18 protein-coding genes are annotated in these 19155 nt (G+C 75.2%); 11 read left to right on the top strand and 7 right to left on the bottom strand.

Features of this window, described 5'->3' with window-relative positions; all coding sequences use genetic code 11:
• Window positions 1-8: 8 nt before the first annotated feature.
• The gene (locus tag AOM03_RS08560; RefSeq protein ID WP_082092275.1) at window positions 9-407 is read right to left on the bottom strand and encodes a metallopeptidase family protein; all 399 of its coding nucleotides are present in this window, start codon (window positions 405-407) and stop codon (window positions 9-11) included.
• Window positions 408-475: 68 nt separating this feature from the next.
• Here AOM03_RS08560 and AOM03_RS08555 point away from each other — a divergent pair, with 68 nt between their 5' ends.
• The 4 genes from AOM03_RS08555 to ahcY all read left to right on the top strand — a co-directional run bounded on the left by AOM03_RS08555 (window position 476) and on the right by ahcY (window position 4871).
• Entirely contained in the window at window positions 476-838 is a 363-nt protein-coding gene (locus AOM03_RS08555; protein ID WP_227589941.1) for a DUF3499 domain-containing protein, read from the top strand.
• 51 nt (window positions 839-889) lie between these two features.
• Window positions 890-2317 carry a phosphomannomutase/phosphoglucomutase gene (locus AOM03_RS08550; protein WP_062380357.1) on the top strand — a complete coding sequence of 476 codons (1428 nt, stop codon included), beginning with the start codon at window positions 890-892 and terminating at the stop codon, window positions 2315-2317.
• A gap of 1 nt (window position 2318) precedes the next feature.
• On the top strand, window positions 2319-3299 hold the full coding sequence (locus AOM03_RS08545; RefSeq protein WP_062380354.1) for a cation diffusion facilitator family transporter: 981 nt from the start codon (window positions 2319-2321) through the stop codon (window positions 3297-3299).
• A 132-nt stretch (window positions 3300-3431) separates the two neighbouring features.
• Window positions 3432-4871, top strand: coding sequence for an adenosylhomocysteinase (gene ahcY, locus AOM03_RS08540; protein WP_062380352.1), 1440 nt, complete (start codon window positions 3432-3434; stop codon window positions 4869-4871).
• A gap of 67 nt (window positions 4872-4938) precedes the next feature.
• Here ahcY and AOM03_RS08535 read toward each other — a convergent pair whose 3' ends face one another.
• Window positions 4939-5763: an RDD family protein gene (locus AOM03_RS08535; protein WP_062380350.1), complete on the bottom strand. Its 825-nt coding sequence runs from the start codon at window positions 5761-5763 to the stop codon at window positions 4939-4941.
• A 43-nt stretch (window positions 5764-5806) separates the two neighbouring features.
• On the opposite strand from AOM03_RS08535, the gene AOM03_RS08530 reads away from it, so the two are divergent.
• Window positions 5807-6787, top strand: a complete 981-nt coding sequence (locus AOM03_RS08530) for a stage II sporulation protein M (RefSeq protein ID WP_062380348.1) — start codon at window positions 5807-5809, stop codon at window positions 6785-6787.
• Between the two features lie 209 nt (window positions 6788-6996).
• Here the strand turns inward: AOM03_RS08530 and AOM03_RS08525 are convergent, their stop codons facing one another.
• From AOM03_RS08525 to AOM03_RS13095, 5 genes are read right to left on the bottom strand one after another with little or no spacing between them, the layout of a single operon-like run.
• A complete protein-coding gene (locus AOM03_RS08525) occupies window positions 6997-8286 on the bottom strand; it encodes a DUF58 domain-containing protein (protein WP_062380346.1) in 1290 nt (429 codons plus the stop codon).
• 1 nt (window position 8287) lies between these two features.
• Window positions 8288-9439 (bottom strand): AAA family ATPase, encoded by a 1152-nt coding sequence (locus AOM03_RS08520; protein WP_227589940.1) that lies wholly within the window; start codon window positions 9437-9439, stop codon window positions 8288-8290.
• Window positions 9436-10641 carry a DUF4350 domain-containing protein gene (locus tag AOM03_RS08515; protein WP_062380344.1) on the bottom strand — a complete coding sequence of 402 codons (1206 nt, stop codon included), beginning with the start codon at window positions 10639-10641 and terminating at the stop codon, window positions 9436-9438. The genes AOM03_RS08520 and AOM03_RS08515 overlap by 4 nt, the downstream gene beginning before the upstream one ends.
• Complete coding sequence (locus AOM03_RS08510) at window positions 10638-11252, bottom strand: DUF4129 domain-containing protein (RefSeq protein ID WP_062380342.1); 615 nt, start codon at window positions 11250-11252, stop codon at window positions 10638-10640. Before AOM03_RS08510 ends, AOM03_RS08515 begins: the two co-directional genes overlap by 4 nt.
• Window positions 11249-12223, bottom strand: a complete 975-nt coding sequence (locus tag AOM03_RS13095; protein WP_062380340.1) for a DUF8558 domain-containing protein — start codon at window positions 12221-12223, stop codon at window positions 11249-11251. The genes AOM03_RS08510 and AOM03_RS13095 overlap by 4 nt, the downstream gene beginning before the upstream one ends.
• A 248-nt stretch (window positions 12224-12471) precedes the next feature.
• Here AOM03_RS13095 and mtrA point away from each other — a divergent pair, with 248 nt between their 5' ends.
• From mtrA to AOM03_RS08475, 6 genes are all read left to right on the top strand, one after another.
• Window positions 12472-13155 carry an MtrAB system response regulator MtrA gene (mtrA, locus tag AOM03_RS08500; protein ID WP_062380339.1) on the top strand — a complete coding sequence of 228 codons (684 nt, stop codon included), beginning with the start codon at window positions 12472-12474 and terminating at the stop codon, window positions 13153-13155.
• Window positions 13152-14783 carry an MtrAB system histidine kinase MtrB gene (mtrB, locus tag AOM03_RS08495; protein WP_062380337.1) on the top strand — a complete coding sequence of 544 codons (1632 nt, stop codon included), beginning with the start codon at window positions 13152-13154 and terminating at the stop codon, window positions 14781-14783. Before mtrA ends, mtrB begins: the two co-directional genes overlap by 4 nt.
• Complete coding sequence (locus AOM03_RS08490) at window positions 14780-16504, top strand: LpqB family beta-propeller domain-containing protein (protein ID WP_062380335.1); 1725 nt, start codon at window positions 14780-14782, stop codon at window positions 16502-16504. The genes mtrB and AOM03_RS08490 overlap by 4 nt, the downstream gene beginning before the upstream one ends.
• Window positions 16505-16692: 188 nt before the next feature.
• Entirely contained in the window at window positions 16693-17409 is a 717-nt protein-coding gene (locus AOM03_RS08485) for a ComF family protein (protein WP_062380333.1), read from the top strand.
• A gap of 133 nt (window positions 17410-17542) precedes the next feature.
• Window positions 17543-18223: a ribosome hibernation-promoting factor, HPF/YfiA family gene (gene hpf / locus AOM03_RS08480; RefSeq protein WP_062380331.1), complete on the top strand. Its 681-nt coding sequence runs from the start codon at window positions 17543-17545 to the stop codon at window positions 18221-18223.
• A gap of 40 nt (window positions 18224-18263) precedes the next feature.
• Entirely contained in the window at window positions 18264-19154 is an 891-nt protein-coding gene (locus AOM03_RS08475) for a DMT family transporter (protein ID WP_062380329.1), read from the top strand.
• Window position 19155: the final 1 nt, after the last annotated feature.

The following is a 19155-nucleotide window of genomic DNA, read 5'->3' as shown; positions in this document are numbered from 1 at the left end:
GAGGGCTCCTACGTGCCGTAGTCCGGGTCGACCTCGTCGGGCGCGCGGCCCAGCAGGTGGGCGACGTTCTCCGCGACCACGTCGCGCACGAGGGCATGCAGATGCGGCCACTCGGCGCGCTGCTCGAGCGGCCGGCGGTAGAGCACCACGCGCGCCGGCTGCCCCAGGTCCGCGGGGAACAGGCGCCCGAGCGGCACGCCCTCCTCCCACGGCGCCGGGTCCGAGGGCGGCACGTCCTCGGTGCCGAACTCGATGCGTCCCCAGACGCTCCCCCAGCGGGGCTCGAGGCGGTGCACCGCGTCCGCGACCGCATCGTCGAAACGCTCGGCGCGGGTGCGGTAGGCGGGAGCGCCGAAGGGCAGCAGCGGCCGACGCAGGCCGTGGCCATGGCGATCGCGGCGGGACATGGTGCGAGGCTACCCCCGGCGTGGCTCGGGCCCGGGAGCGCCGCCCGCGGGTACCGTCGGTTCTCGTGATGGCGACCCGGCAATGCTCGCGGACGTCGTGTGCCCGAGCGGCCGCGGCGACGCTGACGTACGTGTACACCGACTCGACCGTGGTGGTGGGACAGCTGTCCGCCGCCGCCGAGCCGCACAGCTACGACCTGTGCGCGCACCACGCCGACCGCTTCACGGCGCCGCGCGGCTGGGACGTGGTGCACATCCAGACGGAGTACGTCGAGCCCGAGCCGTCGACCGACGACCTCGAGGCGCTCGCCCGCGCGGTGCGCGAGGCCGGCCGCCCGCGCCCCGAGCCCGCCCCCGCCTTCACGCCGCCGGCCCCCGTCGCGTCCGAGCCGCGCCGCGGCCACCTGCGCGTCATCGCCGACCAGGGCTGACGTCCGAAAAGGTCCTGGCCCGCCCAGGGGTGCGCGGCTAGTCTGGCGCACGTGACTACGCGACCGGATCTCAGCAGCCTCATCAAGTCCTACGACGTCCGCGGCATCGTGGGCGAGGACCTCACCCTCGACGTGGCGCGCGCCATCGGCGGCGCGTTCGCGGACACCATCGTCCTTCCCGAGGGGGAGAGCACGGTCGCGATCGGCCACGACATGCGCGACTCGGGCCCCGGCCTCGCGGACGCCGTCACGGAGGGCCTGACCCGCCGCGGCGTCGACGTCGTGCGCATCGGCCTGTGCTCGACCGACGGGCTCTACCACGCGTCGGGCGAGCTCGACGTGCCCGGCGTGATGATCACCGCCAGCCACAACCCGGCCGCCTACAACGGCATGAAGCTGTGCCGCTCGCGCGCCCGCGCCGTGGGCGAGAACTCGGGCCTCGCGGACGTGCGCGAGCGCGCCGCCGACTACCTGGTCGAGGAGCCCGCCGCCGCCGAGCGCGCCGGCGAGGTCACCGAGCGCGACATGGTGGGCGAGTACGGCGCCTTCCTGCGCTCGCTCGTGCCGCTCGAGGGCATCCGCCCGCTCAAGGTCGTGGTCGACGCCGCGAACGCGATGGCCGGCTACACGGTCCCCGCCGTCCTCGGCACGGAGGCGGGCCTGCCGGCCCTGCCCCTCGAGATCATCCCGCTGTACTTCGAGCTCGACGGCACCTTCCCCAACCACGAGGCCAACCCGCTCGAGACCGAGAACCTGCGCGACCTGCAGGCCGCGGTCAAGGAGAACGGCGCGGACATCGGCCTCGCCTTCGACGGGGACGCCGACCGCTGCTTCGTGGTCGACGAGCGCGGCGAGGTGGTCACCCCCTCGACCATCACGTGCCTCGTGGGCCTGCGCGAGACCGTGCGCGAGCTCGCCGAGGGCAACCAGCCCACCGTGATCCACAACCTCATCTCCTCCCGCGCGGTGCGCGAGCAGCTCGCGGAGGCCGGGGCGACGCCCGTCCGTGCGCGCGTGGGCCACTCGTTCATCAAGGCGGAGATGGCGCGCCTCAACGCCGTGTTCGGTGGCGAGCACTCGGCGCACTTCTACTTCCGCGACTTCTTCTACGCGGACTCGGGCATGCTCGCCGCGATGCACGTGCTCGCGGCGCTGGGCACGCAGGACCGCGCGCTGTCGGAGATGCTCGAGAGCTACCACCCCTACACGGCGTCCGGCGAGATCAACTCCAAGGTCGACTCGGTGCCCGACGCGCTCGCCCGCGTGCGCGCCGCGTTCGTGACCGCCGAGGTCGAGGCCGACGAGTTCGACGGCCTCACCGTCGAGCACTGGCCCGCGCCCGGCGAGGGCGAGCGCTGGTGGTTCAACGTCCGCCCCTCCAACACCGAGCCGCTGCTGCGTCTCAACGCGGAGGCGGACGGCGTCGAGCTGATGGAGCGCGTGCGGGACCGGGTCCTCGCGGTCATCCGCGAGGGCTGACGTGTCGACCGAGGGCTCGACCAAGGCCGTCGTCGCGGCGCTCGCGGCCAACCTGGGCATCGGCGTCACGAAGTTCGGCGCGTGGGCGCTCACCGGCGCCTCGTCGATGCTCGCGGAGGCCATCCACTCCGTCGCGGACTCGGGCAATCAGATCCTGCTGCTCGTGGGCGCCCGCAAGGCGCGCAAGGAGGCCACCCCGGACCACCCGTTCGGGTACTCGCGGTACCGGTACTACTTCGCGTTCCTCGTCGCGGTCATCCTCTTCACCCTCGGCGGCCTGTTCGCGCTGTACGAGGCGTGGCACAAGTTCATGCACCCCGAGCCCATCGAGTCGTGGCACTGGGTCCCCGTCGTGGTGCTGCTCATCGCGATGGGCCTCGAGGGCGCGTCGTTCCGCACCGCGGTGCGCGAGTCGAACAAGATCCGCGGCACCCAGTCGTGGCCCACGTTCATCCGGCGGTCGCGCTCGCCCGAGCTGCCGGTCGTGCTGCTCGAGGACTTCGGCGCGCTGATCGGCCTCACGTTCGCGCTGTTCGGCGTCTCGATGACGCTCGCGACCGGCGACGGCCGCTGGGACGCGGCCGGCACCGCGATGATCGGCGTCCTGCTCGTGTGCATCGCGCTCGTGCTCGCCCGCGAGACCCGCGAGATGCTGCTGGGCGAGTCCGCCACCGAGGAGGACGTGGCCGCGATCCGCGGCGCGCTCGCGGAGGCCGGCTACCCCGACGTCATCCACCTGCGCACCGTCCACCTGGGCCCCGAGGACATCCTCGTGACGGCCAAGGTCGGCGCCGGCGCCCACGAGACCCTCGCCGCCGTCTCCGCGCGCACCAATGACGCGGAGGCGCGCATCCGCGCCGCCGTTCCCGCCGTCCGGCTCATCTTCATCGAGCCGGACGTGCGCCGCACCGGCCCCCTCCCCGCGGACACTCCGCACGGAACGGGGCCCGACACGCCGGGCGGGAGCACCGCATCGGCCTGAACCGTCGGCGCGTCGCCCGGGAATCCGTGCGGAGTGTCCAGGCACTCGGGGCGGGGTCCGGGGCGCGACGCCCTCGACGGTGACACAATGATCGACCGTGCCCGGGGCCCGGGCGGAGCATCGGAGGAACCCATGACGGACCACATCGTCGCCGACCTGTCGCTGGCCGAGGCCGGCCGCCACCAGATCCGGCTCGCCGAGCAGGAGATGCCCGGCCTCATGTCGCTGCGCGCGGAGTACGGCGAGGCGCAGCCGCTCGCGGGCGCCCGCATCGCCGGCTCGCTGCACATGACCGTGCAGACGGCGGTGCTCATCGAGACCCTCACCGCGCTGGGCGCGGACGTGCGCTGGGCGTCGTGCAACATCTTCTCCACGCAGGACGAGGCGGCCGCGGCCATCGCCGTGGGCCGCGGCACCTACTCGTCGCCGGACGGCGTGCCGGTCTTCGCGGTCAAGGGCGAGACCATCCGCGAGTACTGGGAGTACACGGACCGCATCCTCACTTGGGACGGCCACGACGGCCCCACGATCATCCTCGACGACGGCGGCGACGCCACCCTGCTGGTCCACGAGGGCGTGCGCTGCGAGGCCGCCGGCGAGGTGCCCGCGCCGCTCGAGGAGGAGGACCCCGAGTACAACGTCGAGGTCGAGGCGATGCGCGCCGTGCTGCGCCGCTCCCTCGCCGCGGACCCCACCCGCTTCACGCGCATGGCCGCCGGCATCGTCGGCGTGAGCGAGGAGACCACCACCGGCGTGCATCGTCTCGAGGCGATGTTCAAGCGCGGCGAGCTGCTCTTCCCGGCCATCAACGTCAACGACTCGGTGACCAAGTCCAAGTTCGACAACAAGTACGGCATCCGCCACTCGCTGCCGGACGGCATCAACCGCGCGACCGACGTGCTCATGGGCGGCAAGGTCGCGTTCGTGTGCGGCTACGGCGACGTGGGCAAGGGGGCGGCCGAGGCGCTGCGCGGGCAGGGCGCGCGCGTGGTCGTGTCCGAGGTGGACCCCATCTGCGCGCTCCAGGCCGCGATGGACGGCTACGAGGTCGCGCGGGTCGAGGACTACGTGGACCGCGCCGACTTCTTCATCACCACCACGGGCAACAAGGACATCGTCCGCGTCGAGCACATGGCCGCGATGAAGGACAAGGCGATCGTCGCGAACGTGGGCCACTTCGACAACGAGATCGACATGGCGGGCCTGGCCCGCTCGGGCGCGAAGCTCACGCCCATCAAGCCGCAGGTCGACGAGTGGGTGTTCCCCGACGGGCACAGCATCATCGTGCTGTCCGAGGGCCGCCTCATGAACCTGGGCAACGCGACCGGCCACCCGTCGTTCGTCATGAGCGCGTCCTTCACCAACCAGGTCATCGCGCAGATCGAGCTGTGGATCAACCGCGACGCCTACCCGCTGGGCGTGCACCGCCTGCCCAAGGTGCTCGACGAGAAGGTCGCGCGCCTCCACCTCGACGCCCTGGGCGTGCGGCTCACGGAGATGTCGCCGGCCCAGGCCGACTACATCGGCGTGGACGTCGCCGGCCCCTACAAGCCGGAGCACTACCGGTACTGACCGGGGACGATGCGCCGGGCGGGGTGGCGCCGCGGGCACCGGCCCGTGGCGGCCGGCGCGGGCGCCGTCAGTTCTCGGCGTCCGGGACGCCGTAGGGGAGCGCCCGCAGGCGCGCCGACTCGCGATAGGCGCGCTCGACCCGCGCGGTCTCGAGGCGCGTCTCGCGGGAGCCTCGCTCGGCGAGCACCGCGGCGATGAAGGCCTCCGGGTGCGTCCCCTCGGGCGGCGCGGGCGAGACGTGCGTGCGCAGCCGCGCGTCGAGGCTCGTGCCCACCCGCGCGCGCGACGGCGCGTGCATGTGCGGGGCCCGCGCGAGGAACATGCGGGCCGTGAGCGCGAGCCCGTCCGGCAGGCGGGTGACGTCCACCGTGCGCGCCCAGGACGCGAGTTCGGGCGGCATCGCCACCGGCGGCAGGGTGCGGCGCGCGCCGCGCACGCGCATCGCGTAGGTGCCGGCCAGGTGATCGCCGATGCGCTTGCCGCGGGCGCCCAGCGTCGACACGGTCGCCGCGAGCATGCCGAACGTCGCGAAGATCTCGAGCACTCCCGCCATCGCGCGCAGGAACGCGTGCCGGGCGCCCACCGGGCCGCCGTCGTCGCGGACGATGCGCAGCCCCACGGCCAGCCGGCCCAGCGAGCGGCCGCGGGTGAAGGTCTCGAGGGTGGCGGGCGCGACCACGAGCGCGAGCACCAGCCAGGCGGTGCCGATGGCGCGCGCCCACGCGTCGGTGAGCGCATTGGCCAGGTCGCCGAAGGCCCACACCCCGACGACGAAGACGGCCAGCAGCGCGAGCATGTCGATGGCGCCGGAGAGCACCCGGAGGGTCACCGGCGCGGCGGAGGAGTCGAGCACCACGCCCTCGCCGATGAGGATGTCGTCCTCGTCGGTCATGGCCACCTCCCTCGTACGACCCCGTCTGTGGCATCGTAGCGGCGTGGACATCGACGCCTTCAGTGCCGCACGGCAGGGCCGATGGGAGCGCCTGCGGCAGTTGACGCGGTCGCGCCGCCTCACCGGGGCGGAGGCCGACGAGCTCGCCCGGCTCTACCAGGCCACCGCCGCGGACCTGGCGGCCGTCCGCTCCGCGGCCCCCGAGCCCACGCTGGTGTCGCGGCTGTCGGTGCTGCTCGCGGACGGGAGGGTGTGGCTCACCGGCGCCCGCGTGTCGTCGACTCGGTCGTTCGGGCGCTACCTGCGCGTCGGGCTGCCCGCGGCGCTGCACCGCGTGCGGTGGTGGGGACTCGGCGTGACGATCGCGGTGCTGGTGCTCGCCGCGATCTCCGGCTGGTGGACCGCGACGCACCCCGAGGCGCTCGCGCTGATCGGCACCCCCGAGGAGCGTCAGGCGCTCGCGGACGAGGAGTTCGCGCGCTACTACACCGAGTACGAGTCGACCTCCTTCGCGGCGCTGGTGTGGACCAACAACGCGTGGATCGCGGCGCAATGCATCGTGTTCGGGATCACCGGGCTGTATCCGCTGTTCCTCATGTACAACACCGTGCTGCAGCTGGGCGTGGCGGGCGCGGTGATGGCCGAGCACGACGCGCTCGACGTCTTCTTCCAGCTCATCACCCCGCACGGGCTGCTCGAGCTGTCGGCGGTGTTCGTGGCCGCCGGCACCGGCCTGCGGCTGTGCTGGACGCTGCTGGTGCCGGGACCGCGGCCGCGAGGCCGCGCGCTCGCCGAGGAGGCGCGGGCCGCGATCGGCGTCGCCCTGGGCCTCGCGGGCGTGCTGTTCGCCTCCGGCCTCATCGAGGGCTACATCACCGGCTCGTCCATGTGGTGGTGGCTCAAGATCGTCATCGGCGCGCTCGCGTGCGCCGCGTTCTGGATCGCGCTGTTCGGGCTGGGGCGCGGCTCGACGGCGGGCGATGTCGAGGACTTCGCCACGGACGTGGAGGCCGTCGCGGCGTAGCCCCCGCACTGTCCGGCCCCGCCCGGCCCCGCGCCCCGCCGCCACTCACGGAATGGGTAGATCGTGGTCGCTTTCTCGAGGTGGCTGCGCGTGAGGGGTAGACCTTTGTCGCTTCGGCCCGCCGGGCACCGGGTGTGGTGGCGGCGCGCTAGCCGAATTCATGCACTTTGGCCGGGGGTGAGGTGCGCCCGCGCTGCGCCTCGGCCGCGCTACAGCCGCCCGGCCGTCTTGAGCGCCAGGTACCGGTCGGCGACGGCGGGCGCGAGCTCGTCGGGGCCCGCGAGCACCACCTCCGCGCCCAGCCTCCGCAGCATCCCGGCGACCGCCTCGCGCTCGAGCGACGCGCGGGCGGCGGCGCCGGCCTCGTAGTGCGCGTCCGCGTCCGCCCGGCCGCGCTCGAGCGAGGCGAGCTCCGGATCCTCCACGGACGCGACCAGCACGAGGTGCCGGGCCGCGAGCGCGCCCACCGCGTCGATGAGCCCGGAGTCCGCCGCGCCCGTGTCCACCGTGGTGAGCAGCACCACCAGCGACCGCTGGGACACCCGGCCCTGCAGCAGTCGGACCAGCCCCGGCCAGTCCGGCTCCAGCAGCGACGGCTCGACGGCGGCCACCGCATCGGCCAGCTGGTGGACGATCCGGGTGCCGGGCGCGGCCGCCCGCGCGCGCTCCACCCGGTCCCACGCGGTCGCCTGCACCCGGTCGCCGGCATGCGCGGCCAGTGCCGACAGCAGCAGCGCCGCCTCGATCGACGCGTCGAGCCGCGGGGCGTCCGCCACGCGCGTCGCCGACAGCCGCGAGGTGTCGACCACCACGACGATCCGCCGGTCCCGCTCGGGCCGATAGGTGCGCACGATCACGTCGCCCCGGCGCGCGGTCGAGCGCCAGTCGATGGTCCGCACGTCGTCGCCGGGCACGTACTCGCGCATCGAGTCGAACTCGGACCCGGCGCCCTTGAGCAGCACCGAGGACCGCCCATCGAGCTCCCGCAACCGCGCGAGCCGCGCCGGCAGGTGGCGACGCGACGCGAACTCCGGCAGCACCCGCACGCGCGCCGGCACCGCGAAGGAGCGCTGGCGCCCCGCGAGCCGCAACGGACCGGCCAGCCGCACGGTCACGGCCCCGGCCGTCAGGTCGCCGCGACGGGTGGGGCGCAGCGCGGTCCGCAGTCGCACGGACTCGCCCGGCCCGAGCGCCACGGGGTGCCGCGCCTGGGTCGCGCCCACGGACGGCGGCCACGCGTCCCGCACCGCCCCGCGCAGCGTCCGGCGTCCCAGATTGGCGGCCACGAGCGTGCTCGCGGCGGACTCGCCCAGCCGCACCGACTCCGGCGGCTCGCGCCGCACCCCGAGCGACCGCACGGACGGCGCCATCCACGCGTCCAGCCCGGCCAGCGCGAGCGTCCCGAGCACCCACAGCCACGCGGCCGCGCGCGACTCGAGCGCCGCCGCGGGGACGGCCCCGAGAGCGGCGAGCAGCGCGGTCCAGCCGGTGAGGTACATGTCAGCGCGGCACGGGCACGGTGGCCAGCACGGAGGCGAGCACGGACTCGGCGGTGACGCCCTCGAGCTCCGCCTCGGCCCGGACGCGGATGCGGTGGCCCAGCGTCCACGCGGCGAGCGCCTTGACGTCGTCGGGGGACACGAACGTCCGCCCGCGCATCCACGCCCACGCCCGTGCGGTCGCCATCAGCGCGGTGGCGCCACGCGGCGACACCCCCAGGGACACCGACGGCGCCTCCCGCGTGGCGCGGCACAGGTCCACGATGTAGCCCACCACGTCGTCGGAGATCTCCACGGCGGCGGCCGCCTCACGCGCCCGCTCGAGGTCCTCGACGGTCGCCACCGGGCCCACGCCGGCCGCGGTCAGGTCGCGCGGGTCGAAGCCGCTCGCGTGCAGGCGCAGCACCCGCGCCTCCGCGGCCCGGTCCGGCAGCGCGACCGGCAGCTTGAGCATGAAGCGGTCGAGCTGCGCCTCCGGCAGGGGATACGTGCCCTCGTACTCGACCGGGTTCTGGGTCGCGACCACCAGGAACGGGTCCGGCAGGGCGCGCGCGGTGCCGTCCACGGTCACCTGCCGCTCCTCCATCGCCTCGAGCAGCGCCGACTGGGTCTTGGGCGGCGTGCGGTTGATCTCGTCGGCGAGCAGCAGGTTGGTGAACGCGGGTCCCTCGCGGAACTCGAAGCGGCCCGCGCCCGCGTCGTACACGAGCGAGCCGGTGACGTCGCCGGGCATGAGGTCGGGCGTGAACTGCACGCGCTTGGTGTCGAGCGCGAGGCTCTGGGCGAGCGCGCGCACCAGGAGCGTCTTGGCGACGCCGGGCACGCCCTCGAGCAGCACGTGCCCGCGGCACACGAGCGCGATCACCAGTCCGGTGACGATCTGATCCTGGCCCACGACGGCCTTGCCCACCTCGGTACGCAGCCGGCCCAGCGCGGCGCGCGCGTCGGCGCCGGGGGAGGAGGGCGGGGCCTCAGGCGCGTCGGACCCGGCCTCGGGGGACGATGCGCCGGCCGGGTCGGGCGCGACGGCCCCGCCTTCGGGCGTGACGGCCCCGCCTTCGGGCGCGGCGGCCTCGTCGTCGCGGGGGGCGGGGTCGTCGGGCAGGGGAGCGGGCGTGGGGGTGGCCTCGGTGGCGGCGTCGTGCTCGGTCACGGTCGGTGGACCTCCTTCTCCAGCGCGTCGATCTGGGCGACGAGCGTCATCATCTGGGCATCCGTCGGCGGGACGGGACCGTACAGCAGGGCCGCGACCTCGCCGGCGGGCCGGCCGGTCGCGCGGTGGATGGCGGCGACGAGCGCGTCCCGACCGGAGCCGCGGGCGACGCCCAGGCGGCGTCCCATCCGCAGGGCGGCGGTCCCGCGCAGGGCCGCGGTGGCGCGGCCGCGGGCGCCGATGCTCCGGTACAGGCGGGCGCGGCCGCGCGTCGCCTCGGACGCGCGCACCACGACCGGCAGCGGCTCGCGCACGAGGGCGCCGAAGCGGCGCCCGCGCCACAGCGCGACCACGCCCACGGCGAGGGCGAGCGCGTAGAGCGCGGAGCCGGTGCCGGGCGGCAGGAAGTCGGGCCGGGCCTCGATGGCCGCCGCGCCGGAGTCGCCGGTGGTGAGCGTCGTGTCGTCGAAGATGTCGCCCAGGTACCAGACCACCTGCGGGTGCCGGCCCAGGGTCCTGAGCGCGAGCGCGGCGTGGCCCAGCTGGTCGAGCTCGCCGTTGGTGACCAGGTCCGCGGACGCGATCGCGGTGACGGTGCGGCCGTCGGCCTCGGCACGGGCGAACGCCGCCGCCCCGTCGGCGAGCGCGAAGCAGGTGAGCGGCGCATCGTCCACCGCCGCATCGTCCACCGCGCGCAGGCCCCAGCCCTGGACCCTCACCTGCCCGGCGGCCTGGGCGTCGGGGTCCGCGCAGGCCGGGCGCGCGAGCCCGGCCACCGGCACGGGCACGTCCTCGACCGCGAGGCCCAGGGCCGGGGCCACGGAGCCGACGGACCCCAGCAGCACCACGTCGCCCGGGTAGCGCGCGATCGAGGCGACCTGTGCCGGGCCCAGCGTCGACGGGTCGACGAGCACGAGCGTGGTGGTCTCCGGCGACGCGATGCGTGCGTCCGCGAGCCACGCGACCTGGCGCACGTCCACGCCCTGGTCGCGCAGGACCTGGGCGACGGCGCGCGCGCCCGCGGGCGTGGTGCCCGTGGTGGACATGGGGGTGGAGTCCGGTGCCCGGGTGGTCGCGACGACCACGGCGACGAGCACCGCGATCAGCACGATGACCACGATGCCCCAGCGCCCCCGGCGCGCGGCCGCACGCGCGGACGCCGCGCGGGGCGCGGTCGTGAAGCCCTCCGTGACGGCCGTCATCGCACCCGCACCCCGAACGCCTCGGCGAGCGTCCGCGCCACATGCGCGTGGTCGGCCTCGCGCGCCTCGCGGTGGCCGTAGCGCAGCCCGTCGAACGCGTCCGCGTCGGTCGCCAGCCGCGCGGCGAGCCCGGGCCGGGCGGCCCCCGCCCGCGCGGCCGCCTCGTGCGCGGTCATGCCGGGCGTGAGGTCCAGCGCGCCCGCCTCGGCCAGGCGGCGCACCAGCGCGCGGAAGCGATCCAAGGTGGCGGCGCGCCAGTCGCCGCGCGCCGCCGCCGCGTCCGCCGCGGCCTCGAGGTCGCGCACGGAGCGCACGTCGTCGAGCACCGCGCCCGCACCCGCCGCCCGCCGAGACCGGCGCACGGTCCGCAGCGTCAGCACGACGATCACGATCACGGCCCCCGCCACGACGAGCGCCACCACGAGGGCACCCGCGGTCCCGGTCGCGTCGCGCACCCCGCCCGCGAGCGAGTCGAACAGCCGCCCCACCCAGTCGAGGATCTGCAGCAGCCACGACCGCCCGGCCTCGGTGTACGCGGAGTCGCTCAGCTCGCGCTCGGCCCACTCGCGCGCGGTGTCCGCGTCGGGAGTCACCGGGACGGACGCGATCACCGCGCGCGCCGCGCCTCGGCCGTGCGCGCCAGCTCGAGGTCGAAGCCCTCATGCCGGATGCGCATGTCGATCATCATGAGCGCGAAGATGCCGCCCATGTAGGAGTACGTGAGCACGTAGGAGATCACCAGGCTGAGCCCGATGCCGAGCGCGAACAGGATCCCCTGCAGCCACACCGCCTCGGGCAGGGCGAACATCGCGGCGAAGGCGACCAGCGAGCCCACCTGCTGGAGCACGCCGGACACGAGCCCGATGATGAGGCCCGCCACGACCAGCACCAGCACGGAGAACCAGAAGCGGCCGCGGATGAGCGAGGTCGCGCGCCGCAGCGCCGCGACCGCGCCGCGCCGCTCGAGCACGATCACCGGCCGCGCGAGTCCCGCGACCACGCTCACGGCCAGCGCGGGGATCACGGAGCCGATCGCGAGCACGACGGTGAGGCTCAGGCCCAGGCCGGCCGCCGCATCGTCTCCCGCGAAGGCCAGCAGCAGGGGGGCCAGGACCACCGCGACGAGCGCCGCCGCGGCCAGCGCGACCAGCACGTAGAGCAGCAGCAGGGCGCCGATGCGCGGGCGCACCGCGCGCCACGCGTCGCCGAGCGTGATGCGCTCGCCCAGCACCGCACGCCCCACCCCGGGGGCGACGATCGCGGAGGAGAACACGTCCGCGAGCAGCCACGACACGACGGCGACGATCGCGACGAGGACCGTCTCCGCGCGGATCGAGGTGGCCTGCGAGGCCGGATCGACGAGCCCGAGCGACGGCTCGGTGAACAGCAGCCACATCGCGCCGGTCGTCGCGATGACGGACACGAGCGTGAGCAGCAGCGGCCCGCCGAGCACCACCGACCGGTTCGCGCGCATCGCCTTGAACGGCGCGGCGAGGTAGTCGCCGAACGTGAGCGGCCGCAACGGCAGGATGCCCGGCTGCCACGACGCGAAGGAGGGGGCGGGCGGGGGCGCGCCGTGCATCGGCCCGGGGGACGATGCGGGGGCCGGGCCCGCGGGAGAGGGACCCGGGGCCTCGGGGCCGGGTGCGGGGCTCCATGACGTCCCTGGCACGGGGCCCCACACGGCCCCGGACGGGGGTGTCGGGGCGCCGCCTGGCGCCGCCCATGCGGTGTCGTCGCGCTCCGTCATCGAAGCCCTCCCCTCAGACGCGCCCCATCCTGCCAGAGAGCCTGTCCGGGGTGAGCGGGCGAGACAAGTAAATTGGGGGCATGACAGCGAAGATCCTGGTGGTCGACGATGACCCGGCGGTGGCGGAGATGCTCGGCATCGTGCTGCGCGGGGACGGATTCGAGACGGTGTTCTGCGATCACGGCGACGAGGCGGCGGCGGCGTTCCGCTCCTCCCAGCCGGACGTGATCCTGCTCGACCTCATGCTGCCCGGGCGTTCCGGGATCGACATCTGCCGGGAGATCCGCGCGGAGTCGGGCGTGCCCATCATCATGCTCACCGCGAAGTCGGACACGGTCGACGTGGTGCTGGGACTCGAGTCCGGTGCCGACGACTACATCCCCAAGCCGTTCAAGCCGCGCGAGCTCATCGCGCGCGTGCGGGCCCGCCTGCGCCGCAACGACAACGCGACGCCCGCGGTGGTGCGGGTCGCGGACATCGAGATCGACGTCACCGGCCACCGCGTCACGCGCAACGGCGAGGTCATCCCGCTCACCCCGCTCGAGTTCGACGTGCTCGTCACCCTCGCCCGCGCGCCGGGCCAGGTGTTCAGCCGCGAGGTGCTGCTCGAGGACGTGTGGGGCTACCGCCACGCCGCGGACACGCGGCTGGTCAACGTGCACATCCAGCGCCTGCGCGCGAAGGTCGAGAAGGACCCGGAGAACCCGGAGATCATCGTCACCGTCCGCGGCGTGGGGTACAAGGCGGGTGGCGCCGGGTCGTGACGGCCTCCGCCCGCTCCGTCTGGCGGTACGTCGCGACGCGGCCCCGGCGCCTGTGGCGCGGCTTCCGCGGGTCCATCCTCCTGCGGGTGTCGGTCACCACGCTCACCATGGGCGTGGTCGCCATCGCGCTGCTGGGCGCCGTGGTGACCAACGGCATCCGTGACGGCCTGGTCCAGACGCGCGTCGATCGCATCCTGAGCGAGACCGCGCGTGACGCGGCCACCGCGCAGCAGAACATCGACGCCTCCACCGCGGAGACCCCCGGCGACCTCCAGCAGCTCGTGTACGACCTGCTCGACGGGCTGGGCACGCTCGGCGGGAACACCCGCGGCCTGGTGCTGCTGCGCGACCCGTCGAACACCTCCGGGGTGCTGCTGTCGACGCCCGTGACGTCGGCCGAGCTCGTCACCGTCATCACGTCCGACATGCGCGAGGCCGTGCGGTCGGGCGTCCAGCAGCCGTGGCAGTTCGTGGAGATGCCGGAGGCCGGCGAGCCGGGCGTGGTGGTCGGCTCGAGCTTCACCATCCGCGTGGCGGGGGAGTACGAGCTGTACTTCGTGTACTCCCTGGCGGACGAGCAGGAGACCCTCAGCCTCATCCAGCGCGTGCTGGCCCTGGGCGCGGTGGCGCTCATGGTGCTCATCGTGCTGCTCACTCTGCAGGTGACGCGCCAGACCGTGCGGCCGGTGCGCCAGGCCGCGCGCGTCGCCTCGCGCCTGGCGGAGGGCATCCTGTCCGAGCGCATGACGGTGCGCGGGCAGGACGAGATGGCCACCCTGGCCCGCACGTTCAACGAGATGGCGGAGTCGCTGCAGCGCCAGATCACCCGCATGGAGGACCTGTCGCGCCTGCAGCGCCGCTTCGTCTCCGACGTCTCCCACGAGCTGCGCACCCCGCTCACCACCATCCGCATGGCCTCCGACGTGCTGCACGACGCGCGCGGCGACTTCCCGCCCGCCGTCTCGCGGTCGGCGGAGCTGCTCAACACGCAGATCGACCGCTTCGAGTCGCTGCTCGCGGACCTGCTCGAGATCTCCCGCATCGACGCCGGGGCCGCGCAGCTCGAGTTCGAGGACATGTCGCTCCAGGAGGTCGCGCGCGACCAGCTCGAGGCCATGGCGGAGCCGGCGCGCGGCGCGGGCGTGCCCCTGCGGCTGTGGGTCGGCGAGGGCGACCACGTCGCGTCGATCGACCGCCCGCGTGTGGCGCGCATCGTCCGCAACCTCCTGTCCAACGCGATCGAGCACGCGCAGGGCGGCCCCGTCGACGTGGTGGTGGCCTCGAACGCGCGTGCCGTGGCCGTGGTGGTCCGCGACTACGGGATCGGCTTCTCGCCGCAGCAGGCGGAGCGCGTGTTCGACCGCTTCTGGCGCGCCGACGCGGCGCGCGCCCGCACGATGGGCGGCACCGGGCTGGGCCTGTCGATCGCGCGCGAGGACGCGCAGCTGCATGGCGGCCGGCTCGAGGCGTGGGGTCTTCCGGGCAAGGGCGCGAGCTTCAGGCTGCTGCTGCCGCGCACCTCGCAGGGGCTGGGTCAGCACCCGCCGCTGCCGCTCGTCATCCCCGCGGCGGACCTCGAGACGATGGCGACGCGGGTGGCGCTCGGCGACGACAGGGAGACGGTATGAGGACGCGACTGGCGGCCCTGGCCGCGCTCGTGGCGCTCGCGCTCGGCGCGTGCGCCGCCATCCCCACCGAGGGCCCCGTGACGGAGGGCGGCGTCGAGATCGAGGGTGCCGAGCCGTTCGTGCCCTTCGCGGAGGGCCCGCGCAAGGGCGACACGATCACGGGCATCGTTGACGGCTTCATCCGGGCCGTCGCCGCGGGCTTCGCCTCCGACTTCACGGTCGCGCGCCAGTACCTCACCGAGGAGGCCAGCGCGGAGTGGGATCCCACCGGCCAGGTGACGGTCTTCGACTCCGGCGCCCTCACCCCGGACGTCGACGAGTCCGCCGGCACCGTCACCTACACGGTGCCCGTCGCGGCCACCGTCGATGGCGCGGGACGCCTGACCGAGGCCGACTCCGGGTCGCAGACCCAGCTGCGCTTCGACGTGGTCCAGAACGAGGCCGGCCAGTGGCGCATCGACGGCCTCGCGGACGGCACGCTGCTCGCGGAGGCGACCTTCAACCGGGTCTTCGTGCCCGTCTCGCTCGTCTTCGCGACCGTCGACCGCGCCACCGCCGTCCCGGAGCTGCGCTGGCTGCCCTCGAGCAACGTCGCGACGTACGCGACCCAGGAACTCATCGCGGGCCCCTCGCCGTGGCTGGCCAACGCGGTCGCCACGGGATTCGCCCCCGGCGCGACGCTCGCGCTCGATTCGGTGGTGGTCACCGACGGCGTGGCGCGCGTGGTCCTCGCGTCGCAGGCCATCGCCACCCCGGAGGACCGCGCGCTCGCGGCCGAGCAGCTCACCCTCACCCTCACGGCGCTCGCGGGCATCCGCGAGGTCGACGTGACCTCGGGCGGCCTGCCCGTCGACGCCGGCGACCTCACGCTCGCGCGCCAGCCGGTGCCAGAGTCGATCGCCGCCGCGTTCGCGGGCGGCCGGCTGGGCCTGTGGGACGGCGCGGACCTGTGGGTGACGCCGGACGATGCGGGCGGCCTGCCGGACGGGGCCGATGCGCTGGCCGTCTCGTACGACGCCAACCGGGTGGCGTTCCGCGTCGACGGGCGGACCATCGTCGAGTCCGACGCGCTCGCGGGCGGGGTGGACTCGCTGGTCGCGCACGACCCCACCGCGCCCGCGCCCGAGGGCGTGCTCGAGACCCGGGTGCTGGCCCAGGGCGAGTCGCTGACCCCGCCCAGCTTCGACCGCGAGGGCTGGCTGTGGACCGCGGAGAGCGACGGCCCGTCCGAGGTGCTCGCGATCGACCCCGACGGCGAGAGCGTGGTGCTCGACGCCCGCTGGCTCGCGGGCCGCACTCGGCCCGCGCTCGTGCCGTCGCGCGACGCGGCACGGCTGCTGGTGGTGTCGCAGTCCGGCGCGCAGACCGTGGTCGAGGTCGCGGAGATCGTGCGCACCGCGGACGGCACTCCGGTGAGCGTCGGGGAGCCGCTGGTGATCGGCGCGAACCTGGGCGCGGTGGTCGACGCGAGCTGGGTCGACGACTCCACGGTCGCGCTGCTGGGCGTCGCCAACGGCGAGGATGCCACCCCGCTGTGGCTCGTGACCGTGGGCGGCCGCACCATCGACGATGCCGCGGTTCCGGACGCGGTGAGCCTCGCCGCCCGTCACGGCGACCGGTCGATCACCCTGGTCTCCGCGGACGGCTCGGTGCGCGAGCGGGCGGGCACCGGCTGGTCCGGCATCGCGTCCGGCATCGACGACCTCGCCTACGCGGGCTGACGCGCTCGCCCGGGTCGGCCTCGCCACCCGGCACGCCCGCCGGCCCGCCCGCCGGCACGCCCGCCGGCCCGCGCGCCGGCCCGGCGCCTCCACCCGGCCGATGTCCCCAGGCCCCGCGCCCGGGGCGCGGTCCAGGGAACCCGGCCCGCGCATCGTCCCCGGTCCCGTTCCGTCGCCATGCTGGACCCATGCTCCGCGACCTGGCCCGCGTCCTCGTCCCCGTCGAGTGCGCGGGCTGCGGGCGCCCGGACGAGCCGTGGTGCGAGGAGTGCAGGGCGCCGTGGTGGGAGGAGCCGCTGCGGTGCGAGTCCGGCGCCCCGCGCCTCGACGGGGACGCGTGGCTGCCCGTCTGGTCCTGCGCGGAGCTCGACGGCCGCGTCCACGGCACGGTCGCGGCATGGAAGGACCGGGACCGGCGCGACCTGGACGCGGGGATGTGCGCCGCGGTGGCGCGCGCGTGCGGGACGCTCGCCCCGGTGCTCGCGGCGTGCGCGAGGGACGGGCCCGCGGCGTCGATCGCGGTCGTGCCGTGCCCCGCCCGCGCGGCCCACACCCGGCGCCGCGGCGCGGACCTGCCCGGCATGCTGGCGCGGGCCGCGGCCGCCGGGCTGCGGGAGGCGGGGGTGGCGGCGGACCCGGAGCGGGCGCTCATCGCGGCGGCGGGCGGCCACGGGTCACGGGGTGCGGGGGACCGCGCCCGGTGGAGGTCCGGGACGCCGCGCGCGCGGCCCGCGCGACTCCCGCTCGCGGCCCCGCGGCCGGCGCTCCTGGTCGACGATGTGATCACCACGGGGGCCACCCTGGCGCGCTCCGCGCGCGCCCTGACGGGGGTCGGGCTGACCCCCGTCGCGGCCCTCGTCCTCGCCTCCGCGCCCGGGTACACGGAGGGGTCTGCGCCGCGCTAAGGTGAGTTATTCAGGACGACGATCGTCGGACACCTTCCCGGTACAGGAGGTGATGCCCGAGGCGCGAAAGGCGCCCGTATCCCCCTTGCCCTGGCCCGCGTCGGGCCACCGCGAAAGTGAAGGAGCATTCGTCATGGACATCGCCATCGTGGGACGCCACACCAAGGTCTCCGAGGAGACCCGTCAGAAGATCTTCGAGAAGATGGAGAAGGTCGAGGCGCTCGCCCCGCGCGCGACGCGCGCCGACGTCCACGTGGTCCATGAGCGCAACCCCAGGCAGGCGGGGGACCGGGAGCGGGTCGAGATCACCATCCGCGGCCGCCGCGTCGTCCGCGCCGAGGCCTCCGCCGAGGACCGCCACGTCGCCCTCGAGGGCGCGATGAACAAGCTGATCGAGCAGCTGCGCAAGCTCCACGAGCGCAAGGCGCACCGCCACCAGAACAAGCCGTCGCTCGCCGCGATCGCGCCCGAGCCCGTGCTGCCCGAGCCCGCCAAGGAGCCCGCCGACGGCCCCGGCAGCGTCGAGGCCTGGGAGGGAGCGCCCGACGACGCGCACCGCGAGATCCCCGTGGACGGCACGCCCATCGTCATCCGCTCCAAGACCCACGCCGCCGCGCCCATGACCGTCGGCGAGGCGATCGACCAGATGGAGCTCGTGGGCCACGACTTCTTCCTGTTCCACGACGCCGAGTCCGGTCTCGCGTCCGCAGTGTACCGGCGCCGCGGGTGGACGTACGGCGTGATCCACCTCGACCACGCGGAGCCGGGCGCGGACGCCGCGTCCGCCGAGGAGGCCGCGCTCCAGCGCGCCTGACCCCTGTCGCGGCGGGGCCCGCCCTGGCTACAGTGCCGGGGTGCGGCCCCGCCACTTCGTCTCCGTCGTCCTCGCCGCCGTGCTGTGGGGGACCGGGGGCGTCCTCGGCGCCGTGCTCGCCCGCACGAGCGACGTCCCGCCCGCCTCGGTCGCGATGTGGCGCATGCTCATCGCCGGCGTCGCGCTCGTCGCCTACCTGGCCGCGCGCGGCGACCTGCGCCTGGGCGCGCTGACCGCGCCCCAGGCCCGGCGCATCGTCGCCACGGGCGCCCTCGTCGGGATCTTCGAGGTGGGCTACTTCTCCGGCATCGCGCTCGCGGGCGTCGGGCTCGCGACGCTCGTCACCATCGGCTCCGCGCCGGTGTGGGTGGCGCTGTGGGACGGGGCCCGGCTCCGGGTGCGGCCCGCGCGGCGGGCCCTCGTCGCCCTGGCGCTCGCCCTGGGCGGGCTCGCGGTGCTCCTGGGCACGTCGCTCGGGACGGGGGACGATGCTCCGGCCGGGGTGGCCGTCGCCCTCGCCACGGGAGCGGTGTTCGCGGGGGTGACGGTGGTCAACCGCGCGCCCGTCGCGGGGCTGGGATCCACCCGCCTCACCGCCCTGGCCTTCGCCGCGGGCGGCGTGATGCTGGCGCCGGTCGCGCTCGTGGGCGGGTGGGGCATGCCGGCCGGGGTCGACGGGTGGGCCGCGGCGCTCGGGCTCGGCGTGGGCGCGACCGCGCTCGCGTACGTCGCCTACCTCGACGGGCTCGCCACCGTGCCGCCGTTCGTGGCCACCGTGGTGTCGCTGCTCGAGCCGCTCGTCGCGGCGGTGCTCGGCGTCGCGCTCCTGGGGGAGAGCCTCGGACGGTGGGCGCTCGCCGGAGCCGCCGCGCTGGCCGCCGCCGTGGTGCTGTTGCGCCCACAGCGAGACGAGTCGGTGTCCCGTGTGTGAG

The organism is Demequina pelophila, from assembly GCF_000971175.1.
GTDB classification, from domain to species: Bacteria; Actinomycetota; Actinomycetes; order Actinomycetales; family Demequinaceae; genus Demequina; species Demequina pelophila.
Note: the sequence above shows the minus strand (reverse complement) of the source record. Positions and strands in the feature narration are given on the sequence as shown.